The organism is Burkholderia catarinensis, from assembly GCF_001883705.2.
Lineage (GTDB): Bacteria > Pseudomonadota > Gammaproteobacteria > Burkholderiales > Burkholderiaceae > Burkholderia > Burkholderia catarinensis.
Genome location: NZ_MDEQ02000008.1, coordinates 76,933 through 95,258, shown reverse-complemented (window position 1 = coordinate 95,258; position 18,326 = coordinate 76,933). Strand labels below are relative to the sequence as shown.

Here is an 18,326-nt window from a genome sequence, read left to right as displayed (position 1 = left end):
CTCGTCGGGGGTCAGCGATGAGTTCATCCTACCGGGCGAGAAATCCGCAGGCGCCTTCAATTTGCGGTGCGAAACGGTCGGGCGTGGCGTTTGCACGGGGCGCTTCGGCATTTTCTGCTGCGCAGCCCCGCTGCGCCGTGCGCGTGGATCAGTAGCCGCGCGCGCGATCGACGACGCCGATCATCGGTTGCCCCGCGCGATGGCGCGCGAGGTTCGCGAGCACGGCGTCGACGGCGGTGTCGGGCCGCGTCGCGCTGGCGATATGCGGCGTGATCCGGATGCGCGGATGCGTCCAGAACGGATGGCCGGCCGGCAAAGGTTCGGGGTCGGTCACGTCGAGGATCGCACTGTCGAGCCGGCCGCTGTCGAGCGCCGCGAGCAGCGCGGCCGCGTCAAGCTGCGGGCCGCGCCCGACCTGCACGAGCGACGCGCCGGCCGGCAGCGCGTCGAACACGCGCGTGCCGAGCAGCCCGCGCGTGCCGTCCGTCAGCGGCAGCAGGCAGATCAGGATGTCGGTGCGGGCAAGGAACGCATCGAGCGCCGCGTCGCCCGCATGGCACTCGATGCCGTCGAGCGTGCGCGGCGTGCGGCTCCAGCCGGCGCACGGGAAGCCGAAGCGCCGGAGCATGTCGAGCACCGCCTGGCCGAGCGTGCCGAGCCCGAGCACGCCGACGCGGCGCGACGCGGCCGCGCGCACCGGTTTCTCGCGCCACACCTGTGCGCGCTGTTGCGCCGCATAGTCGAACAGGTCGCGATGGATCGTCAGCACGGCTTGCGTCACATATTCGACCATCCCGTCGACGATGCCGGGCTCGATCATCCGCACGACCGGGATGTGCGCGGGTACGCGCGACAGGTCGAACTGATCGATGCCGGCGCCGACCGAGAACACGACCTCGAGATTCGGCAGCAGCGCGACCGGATCGTCCGGCGGCTGCCATGCGGCGAGATAGCGGACGGCCTCGGCGTCGCCGAGGTCCGGCCAGATCCGGAACGGCAGATCGGGCGCCTGTTGCGCGAAGCGTGCCGCCCACTGCGCACCGCGCACCGGGTCGGCCTTGTAGAGAAAGCTCATCGTATGTCCCGTTCAGCCGAGCGCCTGGCTCACGATCGCGAACGCGCGCAGTTCCGGGTCGCGCGCGGGCGTCGTGCCGCGCGCCATCGCGATGACGGTATCGACGCGCGGCAGCCCGAGCCCGTCCAGCCAGTCGGACAGCCCGCTGTCGCTCGGCAAGTCGAGCCGCACGAACATCCCTTCGTTCAACGCGAGCCAGTGACTGATCAGCGCCTGCGCGCGCAGCGCATCCGGCGCGACCACCGGGCCGATCACGTGGCCCGGGCCGAAGCGGCGGAACAGCGCGAAGCCGAGCAGTTCGCCGTCGCGGTCGAGCGCGATGCCGTTCGCGACGTCGAGCAGCGCATCGGTCACCGCGCCGCGTTCGTAGCCGGCCGCGCGCGACGCGAGCGCGGCGAGGCGCGGCCCGTCGTTGATGCCGAGCGGGCGCAGGCGCTCGCCGGGCGGCAGCGAGATCAGCGGTGGCCGAAACGCCGCGCCCTGATGCTGGTTGATCGTATCGATCGGCTCGAAGCCGAACGCCGCGTACAGCGGCTCGCGTCCCGGCATCGCATGCAGAAAGACGGTTCGTGTGCCGAAGCCGTCGAGCGCACGGGCGAGGAGTTCGCGCTCGATGCCGCCGCCCGCGCGCTCGGGCGACACGATCACCATGCCGAGCGCCGCGTGCGATTCGCCGAGGCGCCAGCCCAGCGCGGTCCCCACGACGCCGGTCTCGTCTTCGGCCACGATGCCGCCGCCGAGCTGGAGCACGAAGCGCCAGTCCTCGAGCCGGTGCGGCCACTTGACCGCCTCCGACAGCCGATGGGCGGCGGGCAGGTCGGTTTCGGCGAACGGGCGATAGGTGAGCGTGCGGGAAGGGTTGAGGTCGGACACGCCGGACTCCGGATGGGTGGAAATGACGCATTCACTCTGCCAGCGCGGGTGCGGCGCGGATAGGACGATTCGCCTGTTTTCCGGCGGTGACGGGCGCGCCCGCGAGATCTACGCAAACCCGTTCGATCGGCGCGCACGAACGCGCTGATCGTGCCGGCGCGGCCGGTCAATCCCACCACTCCTGCTGTGGGAACGCCACTACGATAAATGCACGGCCGCGCTGCCGCCTGCCCGGAGGGCCGCGCTGACAGGCGAGCCCGCTGCGGCAGCACGCCGCCCACCGGCCGGTCCCGCCGCGCCCGATCGCGCCGCAGATCGTGCTGCATGTGCCGGGCAACACGCGGCGATTCTGCGTTTTGAGCGGCGCCGAACGATGCGCGAACGACTTTTTGCCCTGATTCAATTTCGTTAAACCCAGCCCATCCCCGGCCCTGCCGGGGCTTCATACCGACAGGACCTGACCATGATCCAGTTTGAACCGAAGTACATCACCTTCGACTGCTACGGCACGCTGACCCATTTCCGGATGGCCGAGACGGCGCGCGAAATCTATGCGGATCGGTTGTCGCCGGCCACGATGGAGGCCTTCGTGCGCGCGTTCGCCGCCTATCGGCTCGACGAGGTGCTCGGCGCGTGGAAGCCGTACCGCGACGTCGTCGTCAACGCGGTCCGCCGCACGTGCGCACGGGTCGGCGTGACGTTCGACGAAGCCGAGGCCGAGCTTTTCTATCATGCGGTGCCGACGTGGGGCCCGCATCCGGACGTGCCGGCCGGGCTGTCGCGGCTGGCGACGAAGTACAAGCTCGTGATCCTGTCGAACGCGATGGACGAGCAGATCATGAGCAACGTCGACAAGCTCGGCGCGCCGTTCCATGCGGTGTTCACCGCGCAGCAGGCGCAATCGTACAAGCCGCGGATGCAGGGCTTCGAATACATGTTCGACAAGCTCGGCTGCAAGCCGGAGGACGTGCTGCACGTGTCGTCGAGCCTGCGCTACGACCTGATGACGGCCGAGGATCTCGGGATCAAGCACAAGGCGTTCGTGAACCGCGGCCACGAGCCGGGCACGCCGTTCTACAACTATTACGAAGTGTCGGACATCGGCCAACTGGCGACGCAGCTCGGGCTGTAAGCCACCTGCGCGGGCAGATCCATCGAGCGACGGGGCGCGGCCGTGATGCCGTCGCGTCCCGTCGCGCGTTCGATCAGCGTACGAAACGAGGGTAATTACCGATATTGAGTCGTTCAAGGGCGGGGTCACTCGGGCCGATATATGTACCGAACGGTTAATATTTCGAGGCCCCGCATGAAGTTGTCCACCAAACTGCTGATGCTCGTCGCCGCGGCGCTGCTCGGTGTCGTCCTGCTCGCCGCGTTGTCGCTGCACACGCTGCGCGACGCGCTGATCGACAGCCGCCGCGAAGAGATCGTCATTCTGCTGACCAAGGCCGAGCATCTGGTCGATTCGTATCGCACGATGCAGACCAACGGCACGCTCACGCAGGAGCAGGCGCAGCAGCAGGCCAAGGCCGCGCTGGCGGCGCTCAACGCGAATTCGAAGAGCTACTTCTGGGTCACGACGTCCGACGGCGTCAACCTCGTCCACCCGAACGCGAAATTCATCGGCACGCGCGCGAAAGGCAACCGCACGACCAGCGGCCTGACCGACAGCGAGGCGTACCGCGCGGGCATGGCGCAGTCGCATTTCGCGCTCGTCGACGTGCTGATCAAGCGCAGCCCCGACGCGGACCTGGAGCCGAAGCTGCAGGGCGTGGTCGCAATTCCCGACTGGAACTGGTGGATCGGCACCGGATTTTTCTACGACGACATCAATGCGGCGTTTGCCCGGCTCGCGACGGTGCTGGGCGCCATCACGCTCGTCATCGCCGCGGCGCTCGCGGCTATCGCATGGGGCGTGCTGCGCAGCGTCAGGCGCACGCTGGGCGGCGAGCCCGCGCATGCGACGCAGATCGCCGCCCGCATCGCCGCCGGCGAACTGGACGTGCAGTTCGATACGGCGCACGCCGCGCCCGGCAGCCTGCTCGTCGCGCTGGGCGACATGAAGGCGCGGCTGACCGACACCATCGCCGAGATCCAGACCACGACCCACTCGATCGTCACTGGCACCGGCGAGATCGCGCAAGGCAACCTGGATCTGTCGCAGCGCACGGAGCAGCAGGCCGCGTCGCTGCAGGAAACGGCCGCGAGCATGGAGCAGATCACGTCCACGGTCAAACAGAACGCCGACAACGCACGCCAGGCGAATGCGCTCGTGGCCCAGGCGAAGGATGCGACCGAACTCGGCGGCGCGGCCGTGCAGGCGGTCGTCGAAACGATGCGGCAGATTTCGGACGGATCGGTGCGGATCGCCGACATTACCGTCGTCATCGAAAGCATCGCGTTCCAGACCAACATTCTCGCGCTCAACGCCGCGGTGGAAGCCGCGCGGGCCGGCGAGGAGGGGCGCGGGTTCGCCGTCGTCGCGTCGGAAGTCCGCTCGCTCGCGCAACGCAGCGCCGCGGCCGCGAAGGACATCAAGGGATTGATCGACGCGTCGGTCGAGCGGGCCGGCAGCGGCAGCCGGCTCGTCGAGACGGCCGGCGCGCGCATGACGGAGATCGTCCGGTCGATCGACCGGGTGGCCGGCATCATGGGCGAGATTTCGGCGGCATCGGCCGAGCAAAGCACCGGCATCGAACAGATCGGGCTGGCGGTCGCGCAAATGGACGAAGTCACCCAGCAGAACGCCGCGCTCGTCGAGCAGGCAGCTGCGGCCGCCTCGTCGCTGGACGAGCAGGCGGCGCGCCTGCGGGCCGCCGTATCGGTATTCCGGCTCGCTGCGTGACGGCTTCGCGCCGTCCGCCCGCGGCCGGCGCATCCTCCTGTCTTCTGTGCGCCGCGCCGGCGCCCGCCCGGCGTGCGCGCCGACATGCCGGTGATGGACGCGTCGCCGCATCGCGGCGCGGTTCCTGACGGCTGCCCGGGCCCGGTTTCCGGGCAGTCCCGTCATCTTCCCGTCTTCCCGCCAAGCCGCTCAGATCGAGCGGCATTCTTCTGAACTTTCCTGCGCGACGTCCCGTCGCGATCCCCACCGTCGCTGCCCGTGCATGCGGCGATCTGCCGCAACCTGCCGCTCGTTTCAGCCGTCGTGGGCATGCGCGCACGCATTCGACACAAACGTGCGGTTTGCGTGAGCCAAACGCGCGCCGGATGCCGAACGGGCAATTTTGTCGGCGCAATCTGCGGCGGCTGCGGCCTTACGATTTCCTGCATCGACACGGGTTGGGCAGCCGCCGCGACGCGCCGCCGGGCACACGGCGACACGGATGCGCACGCAGCAATTCATGCTGCGCGGGCCGCTCAAAACGGTCGATTCGTATCGTGCGGGCCGCCCGAATCGCGACAAACCGCATTTTGGCGATGCTTAAATGAATTGCATGACAACGTTGCGACCGCCACCAGCAAGCGGGCGCGGCGCGATTCGAGAACCACGCTGGACCCAAGACCCCACTTTCCACAGTCAGGAGCAGTTCGGATGAGCGACGATATCGACAACGGCGGCAAGGGCGGCTTCACGCGCCGCGACATGATGAAGGTCATGGCGGCGAGCGGCATGATGGCCGCCGGCGCCGGCGGACTGCTGATGACCCCCGGCTCTGCATTCGCCGCGCCCGCGCCGAAGCGCGGCGGCAAGATCCGGGTCGCGAACGAAGCCGGCTCGACGGCCGATACGCTCGACCCGGCCAAGGGCTCGACGGGCGCGGACTACACGCGCTTCTTCATGTTCTACAGCGGCCTCACGCAGCTCGATGCGAGCCTGACGCCGCAGATGAACCTCGCCGAGTCGCTGCAGACGACCGATGCGAAAACGTGGATCATCAAGCTGCGCAAGGGCGTCACGTTCCACGACGGCAAGCCGGTCGGCCCGGCCGACGTGGTGTTTTCGCTGATGCGCCACAAGAACCCGGCCACCGCGTCGAAGGTCAAGACGCTTGCCGAACAGTTCACGGATGCGAAGGCGACCGGCCCGGACGAAGTCACGCTCACGCTCGCCAGCGCGAACGCCGATCTGCCGGTGATCCTCGCGACGCCGCAGTTGGTGATCGTCAAGGACGGCACGACCGACTTCTCGACCGGCATCGGCTGCGGCCCGTACAAGCTGAAGACGTTCAAGCCGGGCGTGTCGACCGTCGGCGTGCGCAACGACAGCTACTTCAAGCCCGGCAAGCCGTATCTCGACGAGATCGAGCTGATCGGCATCAGCGACAGCGCCGCGCGCCTGAACGCGCTGCTGTCGGGCGACGTGCACCTGATCAACGCGATCGATCCGCGCTCGACGCAGCGGGTCTCGTCGACGCCGGGCTACGCGCTGAAGGAAACCAAGTCGGGCCTCTATACCGACCTGATCATGCGCAGCGACAACCCGATCGTCTCGAGTCCCGATTTCGTCGAAGGGATGAAGTACCTGTTCGATCGCGAGCAGCTCCGCACGGCGGTGTTCCGCGGCTACTCGGTGATCGGCAACGACCAGCCGATTCCGCCGGGGCACCGCTACTTCAACGCGTCGCTGCCGCAGCGGGCGCACGATCCGGACAAGGCGAAATTCCTGCTTCAGAAGGCGGGGGCGCTCGGCGCCACGCTGCCGCCGATCTACGCGACGTCCGACGCGAACGGGTCGATCGAAATGGCCGTGCTGCTGCAGCAGGCCGGCCAGAAGATCGGGCTGAACCTGCAGGTCAACCGCGCGTCGCCCGACGGCTACTGGTCGAACCACTGGATGAAGCACCCGCTCACCTTCGGCAACATCAACCCGCGCTCGAGCGCCGACGTGCTGTTCACGCAGTTCTTCAAGTCGGATGCGCCGTGGAACGAGTCGGGCTGGAAGAACGCGAAGTTCGACCAGCTGCTGCTCGCCGCGCGTTCGGAAACCGACGATGCGAAGCGCAAGCAGATGTACGGCGACATGCAGGTGATCGTCGCGCAGCAGGGCCGGGTCGGCATTCCGGCGTTCATCAGCTTCCTCGACGGCTACGACAAGCGGCTCGCGGGCCTCGGCTCGATCCCCACCGGGCCGATGATGGGCTTCACGTTCGCCGAGAACGTGTGGTGGAACGCATGACGTTGTGGCTGGCCGCCGTCGCGCGGCCGGTGCGGACCACCGCGCCGGCCACGCGCGGTTTTTTCGGGAGTGCCGCACCATGAACCGGATTCTCATCGGGCTGATCGGCCGGCGCATCGCGGTCACCGCGCTGACGCTGCTGATCGTGTCCGCGATCATCTTCACGATCACGAACCTGCTGCCGGGCGACGCCGCGCAGGCCGCGCTCGGCCAGTCGGCAACGCCGGAGACGGTCGCCGCGCTGCGCCAGCAGTTCGGTCTCGACATGCCGGCGCACGTGCGTTACGTGCACTGGCTCACCGGCCTGCTCCACGGCGATTTCGGCCGGTCGCTGTCCGGCGACATGCCGGTGTCGGAGCTGATCGGCGGACGCCTGCCGAAATCGCTCACGCTGGCGGCGATCACGACCGTCGTGTCGGTGCCGATCGCATTGCTGCTCGGGATCCTCGCGGCGGTCAAGCGCGAGTCGGCGATCGACCGCGTGATCAGCCTCGGCACGCTGTCGCTCGTCGCGACGCCGGAGTTCCTGATCGCGACGGTCGCCGTGCTCGTGTTCGCGGTGAAGCTGCGCTGGCTGTCCGCGTTGTCGTACAGCGGCCCGATCGAAAGCCTGCACGACTTCCTGCGTGCGTACGCGATGCCGGTGCTGACGTTGTGCGCGGTCGTGATCGCGCAGATGGCGCGGATGACGCGCGCCGCGGTGATCGAGCAGTTGAGCGCGTCGTACGTCGAGATGGCCGTGTTGAAGGGCGCGAGCCCCGCGCGCGTCGTGCTGCGCCATGCGTTGCCGAACGCGATCGGCCCGATCGCCAATGCGATCGCGTTGAGCCTGTCGTATCTGCTCGGCGGCGTGATCGTCGTCGAGACGATCTTCAACTATCCGGGCCTGGCGAGCCTGATGGTCGACGCGGTCAGCAACCGCGATTTCCCGTTGGTCCAGGCGTGCACGCTGATCTTCTGCGTCGCTTACCTGACGCTCGTGCTGTTCGCCGACCTGTGCTCGATCGTGTCGAACCCGCGACTGCGCACCTGAGTGTTTCGTCTTTCTTCCGAGATGCCGCCCATGCAACCGATCGAACCCGTACAACGCAGCAGCGCGCTGCCGCCATCCGGCGACCCGCCCGTGGGGCGGGGCAGCATGCCGCCTGCCGCGCCCGCCCCCGACCAGCCGCGCAAGCGCCGCGCCGCGCGCATCGCCTTGACCGCCGGCGGCCGCGTCGGCCTGTCGATGGTCGGCCTGATGCTGTTCGTCGCCGTGTTCGGGCCGCTGATCGCGCCGCATGACGTCGGCGCGATCGTCACGCCCGACGTGTTCGCGCCGTTCGGCGCGAAGCTGCCGGCCGGCTCGGACTTCCTCGGCCGCGACATGCTGAGCCGGATCCTGTACGGCACGCGGCTGACCGTGCTGCTCGCGCTCGCGGCGGTGCTGCTCGCCGCGCTGACCGGCACGACGCTCGGGCTGCTCGCCACCGTGTCGGGCCGCGCGGTCGACGAGACGATGAGCCGGCTGCTCGATGCGCTCACGTCGATTCCGTCGAAGATGTTCGCGCTGATGTTCGTCGCCGCGTTCGGCTCGTCGCTGCCGCTGCTGGTCCTGACGGCCGCGGTCAGCTACATGCCGGGCTCGTACCGGATCGCGCGCGCGCTGGCGGTCAACATCAGCACGCTCGAATTCGTGCAGGTCGCCCGCGCCCGCGGCGAGAGCGCGCTGTACATCGCGTGCGTCGAGATGCTGCCGAACATGATTCATCCGATGCTCGCCGATACGGGGCTGCGTTTCACGTTCGTCGTGCTGCTGCTGAGCGGCCTGAGCTTTCTCGGGCTCGGCGTGCAGCCGCCGTATGCGGATCTCGGCTCGCTCGTGCGCGAGAACATCGCGAGCCTCGGCGACGGCTCGGCCGTCGCGATCATGCCCGCGGTCGCGATCGCGATCCTGACGGTGGGCGTCAACCTGCTGATCGACGGCTTGCCGCATCGTGGCCGCCGCAAGGGCGCGGCCGGCGCGGCGGGAGGACACTGATGCAAAACGAATCGAACCCGCTCGTCGAGGTGCGCGGGCTGCGCGTGGTCGGCGGCCGCCCCGGCGGCGAAGAAACGACGATCGTCCACGGCGTCGACTTCGAGATCCGGCGCGGCGAGGTGCTCGCGCTGATCGGCGAGTCCGGCTCCGGCAAGACGACGATCGCGCTGTCGCTGATGGGCCACGCGCGCACCGGCTGCCGGATCGCCGGCGGCTCGGTGAAACTCGGCGGCACGGACCTCTGCACGTTGTCCGCGCAGGCGCTGACCGCGCTGCGCGGCCGCAAGGTCGCTTATATCGCGCAGAGCGCGGCCGCCGCGTTCAACCCGTCGCGCACGATCCTCGACCAGGTGATCGAGAGCGCGCTGATCCACAAGACGATGTCGAAGCGCGACGCGCAGGCGAAGGCGGTCGAGCTGTTCCGCGCGCTCGCGCTGCCCGAGCCGGAGACGATCGGCAAGCGCTATCCGCACCAGGTGTCGGGCGGGCAGCTGCAGCGGCTGATGGCCGCGATGGCGCTGATCACCGATCCGGAGCTCGTGATCCTCGACGAGCCGACCACCGCGCTCGATGTGACCACGCAGATCGACGTGCTGCAGGCGTTCAAGAGCGTGATCCGGCAATACGGGATGAGCGCGGTGTACGTGTCACACGATCTGGCCGTGGTCGCGCAGATGGCCGACCGGATCGTCGTGCTGAGTGACGGCGTGATCCGCGAGGCGGGCGATACCGAACAGATCCTGCATGCGCCGACGCACCCGTACACGCAGAGCCTGATCGCGGCGGTCACGCCGGGCGAAGCCGAACGCGATGCGAAACCGGCGCCCGCGCCGCTGCTCGACGTGCGCGGCGCGATCGCCGGCTATGGCGGCCGCACCGCGAAAGGCTGGCCCGCGAAGGTGATCCTGCACGAAGTGGACCTGCGCATCGGGCGCGGGCAGACGGTCGGCGTGATCGGTGAATCGGGCTCGGGCAAGACGACGCTCGCGAAGGTGATCGCGGGTCTCGTGCCGGCGACGGGCGGGCAGATCCTGCTCGACGGCGAGCCGCTCGCGCTCGACATCGGCAAACGCTCCAAGGAGCAGCACCGCCGCGTGCAGATCGTGTTCCAGAACGCCGATACCGCGCTCAACCCGGTGCATACCGTCGAGCGCACGCTGGCGCGGCCGCTCGCGTTCTATCACGGGATCAAGGGCGCGCGTGCGCGGCAGCGCGTCGCGGAACTGCTCGAACTCGTGCGGCTGCCGCAGGCGGTCGCCACGCGACGCACCGGCGAGCTGTCCGGCGGGCAGAAGCAGCGCGTGAACCTCGCGCGCGCGCTCGCCGCCGAGCCGGACCTGATCCTGTGCGACGAGGTCACGTCGGCGCTCGACACCGTGGTCGGCGCCGCGATCATGGATTTGCTGCGCGACCTGCAGGCCAAGCTCGGCGTGTCGTACGTGTTCATCACGCACGACATCGCGAAGGTGCGTGCGATCAGCGACGACATCGTCGTGCTGTACGCGGGCCGGCGCGTCGAGACCGGCAGCCGCGACGCACTGTGCGCGCCGCCTTACCACCCGTATTCGCACCTGCTCGTGTCGTCGGCGCCGGAGCTGCGCGCGGGCTGGCTCGACGATGCGGCGGAGCGTTGCCACCGGCCGCTGGTGCCGATCGGCGCGAGCGTCAACGAGGCCGAGCTGTGTCCGTTCCTGTCGCGCTGCTCGATGCGGGTGGACGGCGTGTGCAACCGGACGGCGCCCACGCTGCGCACGCTCGGGAACGGCGCGAAGGTGTTGTGTCATCGCAGCGAGGAAGACCTCACGCGCTTCCAGGCGGAGCCGGTGGCGGCTGACGTGACGCCGGTGCAGCCGGTACGTCTGTAGCGCCGCGTCATTCGTTCGTCGCGTCCGCCGGCCGGGGCGAGCGGCCTTCCGCATAGTGTGCTGCGGCGGTCGTGAAAAACGGTGGATCGTGCGCGCGCCGTGCGCGAATACGCGGCAACTGCGCTTTTTGACGGTGATTTAATGGTTTCAATGGGCGATCGCCGATCGCTGTTGCCGGAATGCTCGAGAAGGATCGGATGAAATTCGAATCGTACTGGCTGGATACCCGCCCCGCGTTTCGTGCCGCCTGCGAAGGGCCCGTCGAAGGGCGCGCCGACGTAGTCGTGATCGGCGGCGGCTTCACCGGCCTGTCGGCGGCGCTCGCGCTGGCACAGCGCGGCGTATCGGTGGTCGTGCTCGAAGCCGCGCAGATCGCTGGCGAGGCGTCGGGCCGCAACGGCGGCCAGTGCAATACCGGCGTCGCGCAGGACTACGCGTCGCTTGCCGCACGGATCGGCGCCGAACCCGCAAGGCAGTTCTATCGCGCCTACGAAAGTGCGGTGAAGAGCGTCGAGGCGATCGTCGCCGAACACGCGATCGACTGCGATTGGCGGCGTGCGGGCAAGCTGAAGCTCGCCGCGAAGCCGCAGCATTTCGCGGGACTGGCGAAGACGTTCGAGGTGCTGCGGCGCGAAGTGGATCCCGACATCGAACTGGTCGAGCCGTCGCGGATCCGCGATGAAATCGGCTCCGACGGTTTCTACGGCGGGCTGTTGCAACGCAACGGCGCGCAGATGCACATGGGCAAGTTCGGCGTCGGCCTGGCGCAGGCGGCCGTGGGGGCGGGCGCGCGCATCTACGAGCAGGCGGCCGTCACGCGGCTCGAGCGGCTCGGGGGCGAGCGCCACACGGTCACCGGCACGCGTGGCACGATCGTCGCCGATCGGGTGCTGGTCGCGACCGGAGCATCGCAGCACGGCCCGTTCGCATGGTTCCGGCGGCGCATCGCGCCGGTCGGCAGTTTCATCGTCGTCACCGAGCCGCTGCCCGACGCGCAACTGAACCGGCTGTTCCCGCACCGCCGTGCGTACGTGACGTCGCGCCAGATCGGCAACTACTTCCGCGTGACGCCCGACAACCGGCTGCTGTTCGGCGGCCGTGCGCGCTTCGCGATGTCGAGCCCGCGTTCTGACGTGAAAAGCGGCGAGATTCTGCGTGCCGGCATGGCCGGCTATTTCCCGGAACTGGCCAACGTGCGGCTCGATTACTGCTGGGGCGGGCTGGTCGACATCACCGCCGACCGGCTGCCGCGCGCGGGCCAGCACGACGGGCTCTATTACTCGATGGGCTACAGCGGCCACGGCGTGCAGATGTCCGTGCACATGGGCCGCGTGATGGCCGACGTGCTGTACGGCGCGGCTGCGTCGAATCCGTGGCGCGAGCTCGACTGGCCGGCGATGCCCGGCCATTTCGGGCACGCGTGGTTCCTGCCGTTCGTCGGCGCGTATTACCGGGTGCAGGATTTCCTGCACTGAAGCGACTGCCCTCGGGAGGATTCGTTATGACCGCACGATGTGTTTTCCCGCTCGCCGCCGGCGACACGATGGCGGCGCCGATCGAGCCGTTCTCGATCGCGCATTTCGCCGCGCAGGCTGCAGCCGTGAAGGCGGCCGCATGAGTACTGCGAACATGATCAACCTGTTCCACGATCCGGTCGACGGCGCGGCGCCTCGCGCACCGCGTGTTCCGCTGCCCGTATCGGCGGCGATCGGCGACGTGCTGCGCACGATCGATGCGGCGTTCGCGCAGCCGCTGAATCTCGACACGCTCGCGGCGGTGGCCGGATTGAGCGTGTCGCGTTTCACCGCGCGCTTTCGCAGCGAAGTCGGATTGTCGCCGCATCGGTATCTGTGTCTGGTGCGTGTCACGCGTGCGCAGGACTTGTTGCGCGCCGGTCAGGCGCCGTCGGTGGTCGCGACCGAGGTCGGATTCTTCGATCAGAGCCACCTGTGCCGGCATTTTCGGCGGGTGCTCGGGATCACGCCGCGCGATTACGTGGTTACGCGGCTAGCTGGTGCTCCGGCGCGAACGCCGCCGGTGCGCGCGCGCGCCGAACGCCGCGAAGCGTCGTGTCACGTTGCGTAGGCGCAGCGCGGACGGCGTCCGCGACCGGCGGCCCGGCCAGGCTGTCGATTGGCCCGCGGCGCGACCGTTATCCGGCGTTTAACGCAGGCTTTTTGGATGGTTAATCCGATCTACGGGCTGGCCCGGCACAATGGCAGGAACGGTTGGCCGCCCGCTGGATTGAACGGGATTCGCGGGCGGCACACCTTGCCGAACAGTTCAATTGTCCTAACGGGTTTGTGGATCGAATGTCCGCGAACAACGATTTCCGATACCGCGCGACGGGTTCTCGATAACGTCGTCGCGCACTGGCAGGAGCAAAGATGACCGCAGCTTTGGTGTTGCATCGTGCCGATGGAGCGGCAACTTCAACCGCCTTCCGCAAGGGGGCATTCGGCGAGCACGATCCTTTCGCGCAACATCGGGAAATCGCGTGGGAGGGACCGGACTCGATGGTCGCGGGGCGTATCGGCTTCGTCGGCGAGCTCGACGTAGCGAGCTATCCGCACATTGAAACCCTCGTCGTCGTCGAAGGAGAGCTGACGCTCGAAGCGGCCGGCGCCGCGCCGTTGGTTCTCGGCCCGCGAGAAGGGGCGGTGATCGGCGGCGGCACGGCACTTCGCGTCGCCGCGAAGTCGCCCGTGCTCGTCATGTTCTGCGCGGCCGCGTGCCCGAATCCGACGAAGCGCGGCCTGTTCCCGCTGCGTGCCGACGCCGACTTCAAACCGTCTGCAACGCTGCCGCCGGAGGTGTTGCTCGGCCCCGCGCCGCAATGCCGCAGCGACAATGTCTTCCTCGACGACGGCGCCGGGTACTGCGCGGGCACGTGGGATTCGACGCCCTATCACCGGATCATTCGCCCGCATCGCGTGAACGAGTTCATGCTCCTGCTGGCCGGCGGCGTACGGTTCGCCGCACCCGACGGCAGCGTGCTGTCGCTCGACACCGGCGACGCGCTGTTCGTGCCGCGCGGCGCGTCGATCGGATGGGAAAGCAGCGAACGCGTGGCGAAATTCTACGTCGTGCAAAACGTCCCTGCATCAACCGAACGAGACTGAACATGTCCCCTCCGCTGCGCCTTATAGAAACTTCGCCCACGCCGCCGGCTTCGGCTGACGTCGTCGTGATCGGCGGCGGCATCATCGGCGTCTTTACCGCCTACTACCTCGCCCGGCGCGGGGTGTCGGTCGCGCTGGTCGAGAAGGGCCGAATCGGCGCCGAGCAGTCGAGCCGCAACTGGGGATGGTGCCGACAGCAGAACCGCGACGCGCGCGAATTGCCGATGGCCAGCAAGAGCATCGATCTGTGGGAACGATTCGCCGCCGAATCCGGCGAGGACACCGGCTTTCATCGCTGCGGGCTCTTGTATCTGAGCAATGACGATGAAGAGCTGTCTCGCTGGGCCAGCTGGGGCGACTTCGCGAAAACCGCGGGCGTGGCGACCTACATGCTCGACAGCAAGCAAGCCGGCGAGCGCGGGCACGCCACCGGGCGGCCGTGGAAAGGCGGCGTGTTCTCGCCGAGCGACGGCACGGCCGATCCGGGCAAGGCCGCGCCGGCCGTGGCGGCCGCACTGATGAAGCTCGGCGGCAGCGTTCACCAGCACTGCGCCGCGCGCGGCATCGAGCTGGAGGGCGGGCGCGTGAGCGGTGTCGTCACGGAGGCCGGCGTCATCAAGACCCGGACGGTCGTGCTTGCCGGCGGCGCATGGGCGTCGTCGTTCTGCCGCCAGCTTGGGATCCGTTTTCCGCAGGCGTCGATCCGCCAGTCGATCCTCAGCGTGTCGCCCATCGAGCAGGCGCTGCCGGATGCGCTGTATACCTCCGGCGTGTCCGTTACGCGCCGCAGCGATGGACGCTACGCACTGGCCATCAGCGGCCGCGCGCGCGTGGACGTGACGCCGCAGTTCCTGCGATTCGCGCCGCAGTTCGTGCCGATGTTCGCGAAGCGCTGGCGCAATCTTCTGCCGGGCGGCCTCGAAGGGGTGCGCGGCGGTCATGAAACGCTGAAGCGCTGGCGCCTCGACGCGCCGACGCCGATGGAGGCGGTGCGCATTCTGGATCCGAAGCCCGATATGCCGACGGTCAACGAAACCTACCGCCGTGCGGTCGAACTGCTGCCCGAACTTCGCGAAGCAACGATCACGCACGCATGGGCCGGGTTCGTCGACAGCACGCCGGACGGTGTGCCGGGTATCGGCGAAGTGCCGGGCGTGCCGGGATTGATCCTGGCGGCGGGCTTTTCGGGTCACGGCTTCGGGATCGGCCCGGGCGCCGGGCACCTGATCGCGGATCTCGCCACCGGTGCGCAACCGCTCGTGGATCCGGTGCCGTATCGGCCCGGCCGGTTCGCCGATTCCGCGTGGGGCAAGGTCGCGGATTTCTAGGCCAGGGCCGCCACGCTGGCGATGGCGGCGGCCTCTGGACGATGCATTTCGATCCGGCCTGCGCGCGAGCGGCCGGGTCGGTGCGGTGAAGGCTCGCCTCGCTTTGCAGCCTGGTGCTGCCGATATTGGAGTGCGTGATGCGTTTCGGTTCCTATTGGCTCGATACGTCCGAGCCGTTCGTGAGCCGCTCGCCGGAGCGGCCTGACGGAAGTTGCGACGTAGTGGTGGTGGGCGGCGGGATCACGGGTTCGGCGGCGGCACTGGCGCTGGCGAAGAAGGGCGCACGCGTGGTCGTCTGCGAAGCGGGCACCGTGGGGCAGGCGGCGTCGGGACGCAACGGCGGCATGTGCAACAACGGCTTCGCGCAGGATTACGCGTTCCTGTCGCAGCGCATCGGCACGGAACTGGCCAACCGGCTGTATCTCGCATTCGATGCGGGGGTCGACACGGTCGAGCGGCTGGTCAGGGAGGAGTCGATCGATTGCGATTTCGTGCGCCGCGGCAAGCTCAAGCTCGCGGCGAAGCCCGAGCACTTCGACAAGCTCGTGCGAAGCCAGGCGCTGCTCGCCGCGAGCGTGGACCCCGACACGCGGGTGGTGACGAAGGCGGAACTGCGCGACGAGATCGGTTCGGACCGCTATCACGGCGGGCTGCTCTTCGAGAAGAGTGCCGGGATGCACGTCGGCCGCTATGTGCGCGGCCTGGCGAACGCCGCGCAAGCGCGCGGCGCGCACATTCTCGAGCATGCACCGGTGCTCGGGTTGACGAGGGAAGCGGGCGGCGGATATGCGGTACGAACGCCGCTCGGAGAGATCCGGTCGCGCCAGGTGCTGCTCGCGAGCGGCATCTCGCAGGTCGGCCCGTTCGGCTGGATCCGGCGCAGGATCGTGCCGGTCGGCGCGTTCATCATCGTCACCGAGCCGTTGCCGCGCGAGCTGCTCGACCGGTTGCTGCCGACCCGCCGGATGGCCACCGACACCAAGAACTTCGTCAATTTCTTTCGCGTCACGCCCGACAACCGGATGCTGTTCGGCGGGCGCGCGCGTTTCGCGACGTCGAACCCCCGTTCGGACGAAAAGAGCGGGCTGATCCTGCGACAGCAGTTGGCCGCCGTGTTTCCCGAACTGGCCGGCGTGCGCATCGACTATTGCTGGGGCGGGATGGTCGACATGACGGCCAACCGCCTGCCGCGCGCGGGCCAGCGCGACGGCGTGTATTACTCGATGGGCTATAGCGGCCACGGCACGCACATGGCGACGCTGATGGGCACGCTGATGGCGGAGATCATGGATGGGCGCGCCGATCTCAACCCGTGGAACAGCTTCGACTGGCCCGCGATTCCCGGCCACTTCGGCAAGCCGTGGTTTCTGCCGCTCGTCGGCGCATGGTATCGACTCAAGGACACCCTCCAATGAACTCACCCATCGATTCACCGGTTCGTCACCTGATGGAAGCCGGCAGGCTGGATCGCTTCTTCATCGACGGCGACTGGGTCTTGCCCGACGGCGGCGATCGGTTCGCGGTCGTCTGCCCGTCCACGGAAGACACGCTGTGCGAAATCCCGCTCGGGAACGCACGCGATGCCGACCGCGCAGTGCAGGCAGCGCGCAACGCTTTCGAACGCTGGGCCGCGACCTCGCCGCAGCAACGCGCCGCGCTGCTCGACCGCGTTCATGCGTTGATGCTCGAGCGTGCCGAGCGATTCGCGATGGCGCTCGCGCTGGAAATGGGCGCGCCGATCAGCTATGCACGCGGCGCCCATGTGCCGCTCGCGGCCGAGCATATCCGGGTCGCACGCGACAATCTGGCCAGTTATCCGTTCCGGACACGGCGCGGGACGACCGCGATCGTGCGCGAGCCGATCGGCGTATGCGCGCTGATCACGCCGTGGAACTGGCCGATCTACCAGATCACCGCGAAGGTCGGCCCGGCGCTCGCGGCAGGCTGCACGGTGGTGCTGAAACCCAGCGAGCTGTCGCCGCTCAGCGCGCTGCTGTTTGCGGAAGTGATCGCCGATGCGGGCGTGCCCGCCGGCGTATTCAACCTGGTGAGCGGCAGCGGAACGGAAGTGGGCGCGTCGCTCGCGTCGCACCCGCAGGTCGACATGGTGTCGATCACGGGGTCGACGCGTGCCGGCGTGCTGGTTGCGCAAGCCGCGGCGCCGACCGTCAAGCGCGTCGCGCAGGAACTGGGCGGCAAGTCGCCGAACATCGTGTTGCCGGATGCGGACCTGTCGCGGGCGGTCCCGCCGGGCGTGGTCGCCGCGTTCCGGAACATGGGCCAGTCGTGCAGCGCGCCGACCCGCATGATCGTGCCGCGCAACCTGCTCGGCGAGGTCGAGGCGCTGGCCGTCGAGGCAGCGCAACGGTTGGTCGTAGGCGATCCGTTCGACGACGCGACGACGCATGGGCCGCTGGCCAATCGTGCGCAGTTCGGTCGGGTCGCGCAGATGATCGACGCAGGCATCGACGAAGGGGCAAAGCTGATCGCCGGCGGTCCCGGGCGGCCAGCGGAATTCGACCGGGGCTTTTATGCGCGGCCGACGATTTTTTCCGGCGTCCGCACCGACATGGCGATCGCACAGGAGGAGATCTTTGGTCCGGTCCTCGCGATCCTTCCTTACGACACGGTCGACGAAGCCGTCGCCATCGCGAACGACACGGTCTATGGGCTGGGCGCGCATGTGCAGGGCACGGACAAGGAGCGCGCACGCGAGGTGGCCGCGCGCATCCGGTCGGGGCAGGTGCATCTGAACTACCCGGCATGGGACCCTCAGGCGCCGTTCGGCGGATACAAGCAGTCGGGCAACGGCCGCGAGTACGGGGTCGAAGGGATGGAGGAGTACATGGAGGTCAAGTCGATCCTGGGGTTCCATGATTGACGCAGCCGCCGCGCGCGATGCAGCAGCAGTCCTGATTTGAATC

At 68.4% G+C, this 18,326-nt stretch carries 14 protein-coding genes; 12 read left to right on the top strand and 2 right to left on the bottom strand.

Going from position 1 to position 18,326, the window contains the following annotated elements; genetic code table 11:
• Positions 1-148 precede the first annotated feature (148 nt).
• Both BFF94_RS14815 and BFF94_RS14810 read right to left on the bottom strand, forming a co-directional pair.
• Positions 149-1,075, bottom strand: coding sequence for a 2-hydroxyacid dehydrogenase (locus BFF94_RS14815; protein WP_219139498.1), 927 nt, complete (start codon positions 1,073-1,075; stop codon positions 149-151).
• Between the two features lie 12 nt (positions 1,076-1,087).
• Positions 1,088-1,948: a GNAT family N-acetyltransferase gene (locus BFF94_RS14810; protein ID WP_219139497.1), complete on the bottom strand. Its 861-nt coding sequence runs from the start codon at positions 1,946-1,948 to the stop codon at positions 1,088-1,090.
• Positions 1,949-2,411: 463 nt separating this feature from the next.
• Between BFF94_RS14810 and BFF94_RS14805 the strand changes: the two genes are divergently transcribed.
• From BFF94_RS14805 to BFF94_RS14750, 12 genes are all read left to right on the top strand, one after another.
• Entirely contained in the window at positions 2,412-3,080 is a 669-nt protein-coding gene (locus tag BFF94_RS14805; RefSeq protein ID WP_128845345.1) for a haloacid dehalogenase type II, read from the top strand.
• Between the two features lie 174 nt (positions 3,081-3,254).
• Positions 3,255-4,793 (top strand): methyl-accepting chemotaxis protein, encoded by a 1,539-nt coding sequence (locus BFF94_RS14800; RefSeq protein ID WP_219139496.1) that lies wholly within the window; start codon positions 3,255-3,257, stop codon positions 4,791-4,793.
• A 690-nt stretch (positions 4,794-5,483) separates the two neighbouring features.
• Positions 5,484-7,067: an ABC transporter substrate-binding protein gene (locus tag BFF94_RS14795; RefSeq protein WP_128845347.1), complete on the top strand. Its 1,584-nt coding sequence runs from the start codon at positions 5,484-5,486 to the stop codon at positions 7,065-7,067.
• A 79-nt stretch (positions 7,068-7,146) separates the two neighbouring features.
• Positions 7,147-8,100 (top strand): ABC transporter permease, encoded by a 954-nt coding sequence (locus BFF94_RS14790; protein WP_128845349.1) that lies wholly within the window; start codon positions 7,147-7,149, stop codon positions 8,098-8,100.
• A 30-nt stretch (positions 8,101-8,130) separates the two neighbouring features.
• Complete coding sequence (locus BFF94_RS14785; RefSeq protein ID WP_219139495.1) at positions 8,131-9,087, top strand: ABC transporter permease; 957 nt, start codon at positions 8,131-8,133, stop codon at positions 9,085-9,087.
• The gene (locus BFF94_RS14780; RefSeq protein WP_219139494.1) at positions 9,087-10,952 is read left to right on the top strand and encodes an ABC transporter ATP-binding protein; all 1,866 of its coding nucleotides are present in this window, start codon (positions 9,087-9,089) and stop codon (positions 10,950-10,952) included. The genes BFF94_RS14785 and BFF94_RS14780 overlap by 1 nt, the downstream gene beginning before the upstream one ends.
• Positions 10,953-11,149: 197 nt before the next feature.
• Positions 11,150-12,427: an NAD(P)/FAD-dependent oxidoreductase gene (locus BFF94_RS14775; protein WP_128848800.1), complete on the top strand. Its 1,278-nt coding sequence runs from the start codon at positions 11,150-11,152 to the stop codon at positions 12,425-12,427.
• Positions 12,428-12,581: 154 nt separating this feature from the next.
• The gene (locus tag BFF94_RS14770) at positions 12,582-13,037 is read left to right on the top strand and encodes a helix-turn-helix transcriptional regulator (protein WP_128848927.1); all 456 of its coding nucleotides are present in this window, start codon (positions 12,582-12,584) and stop codon (positions 13,035-13,037) included.
• Between the two features lie 302 nt (positions 13,038-13,339).
• Positions 13,340-14,074, top strand: a complete 735-nt coding sequence (locus tag BFF94_RS14765) for a cupin domain-containing protein (RefSeq protein ID WP_128848803.1) — start codon at positions 13,340-13,342, stop codon at positions 14,072-14,074.
• A gap of 2 nt (positions 14,075-14,076) precedes the next feature.
• A complete protein-coding gene (locus tag BFF94_RS14760; RefSeq protein WP_128848806.1) occupies positions 14,077-15,402 on the top strand; it encodes an NAD(P)/FAD-dependent oxidoreductase in 1,326 nt (441 codons plus the stop codon).
• Positions 15,403-15,539: 137 nt separating this feature from the next.
• Complete coding sequence (locus BFF94_RS14755) at positions 15,540-16,817, top strand: NAD(P)/FAD-dependent oxidoreductase (RefSeq protein WP_128848809.1); 1,278 nt, start codon at positions 15,540-15,542, stop codon at positions 16,815-16,817.
• Positions 16,814-18,283: an aldehyde dehydrogenase family protein gene (locus BFF94_RS14750; protein WP_128848812.1), complete on the top strand. Its 1,470-nt coding sequence runs from the start codon at positions 16,814-16,816 to the stop codon at positions 18,281-18,283. Before BFF94_RS14755 ends, BFF94_RS14750 begins: the two co-directional genes overlap by 4 nt.
• Positions 18,284-18,326: the final 43 nt, after the last annotated feature.

Bases quoted from the DNA above. Each gene is read 5' to 3' on its own strand.
- BFF94_RS14815 (WP_219139498.1), bottom strand. From the start codon at position 1,075: ATGAGCTTTCTCTACAAGGCCGACCCGGTGCGCGGTGCGCAGTGGGCG.
- BFF94_RS14805 (WP_128845345.1), top strand. From the start codon at position 2,412: ATGATCCAGTTTGAACCGAAGTACATCACCTTCGACTGCTACGGCACG.
- BFF94_RS14800 (WP_219139496.1), top strand. From the start codon at position 3,255: ATGAAGTTGTCCACCAAACTGCTGATGCTCGTCGCCGCGGCGCTGCTC.
- BFF94_RS14795 (WP_128845347.1), top strand. From the start codon at position 5,484: ATGAGCGACGATATCGACAACGGCGGCAAGGGCGGCTTCACGCGCCGC.
- BFF94_RS14790 (WP_128845349.1), top strand. From the start codon at position 7,147: ATGAACCGGATTCTCATCGGGCTGATCGGCCGGCGCATCGCGGTCACC.
- BFF94_RS14785 (WP_219139495.1), top strand. From the start codon at position 8,131: ATGCAACCGATCGAACCCGTACAACGCAGCAGCGCGCTGCCGCCATCC.
- BFF94_RS14780 (WP_219139494.1), top strand. From the start codon at position 9,087: ATGCAAAACGAATCGAACCCGCTCGTCGAGGTGCGCGGGCTGCGCGTG.
- BFF94_RS14775 (WP_128848800.1), top strand. From the start codon at position 11,150: ATGAAATTCGAATCGTACTGGCTGGATACCCGCCCCGCGTTTCGTGCC.
- BFF94_RS14770 (WP_128848927.1), top strand. From the start codon at position 12,582: ATGATCAACCTGTTCCACGATCCGGTCGACGGCGCGGCGCCTCGCGCA.
- BFF94_RS14765 (WP_128848803.1), top strand. From the start codon at position 13,340: ATGACCGCAGCTTTGGTGTTGCATCGTGCCGATGGAGCGGCAACTTCA.
- BFF94_RS14760 (WP_128848806.1), top strand. From the start codon at position 14,077: ATGTCCCCTCCGCTGCGCCTTATAGAAACTTCGCCCACGCCGCCGGCT.
- BFF94_RS14755 (WP_128848809.1), top strand. From the start codon at position 15,540: ATGCGTTTCGGTTCCTATTGGCTCGATACGTCCGAGCCGTTCGTGAGC.
- BFF94_RS14750 (WP_128848812.1), top strand. From the start codon at position 16,814: ATGAACTCACCCATCGATTCACCGGTTCGTCACCTGATGGAAGCCGGC.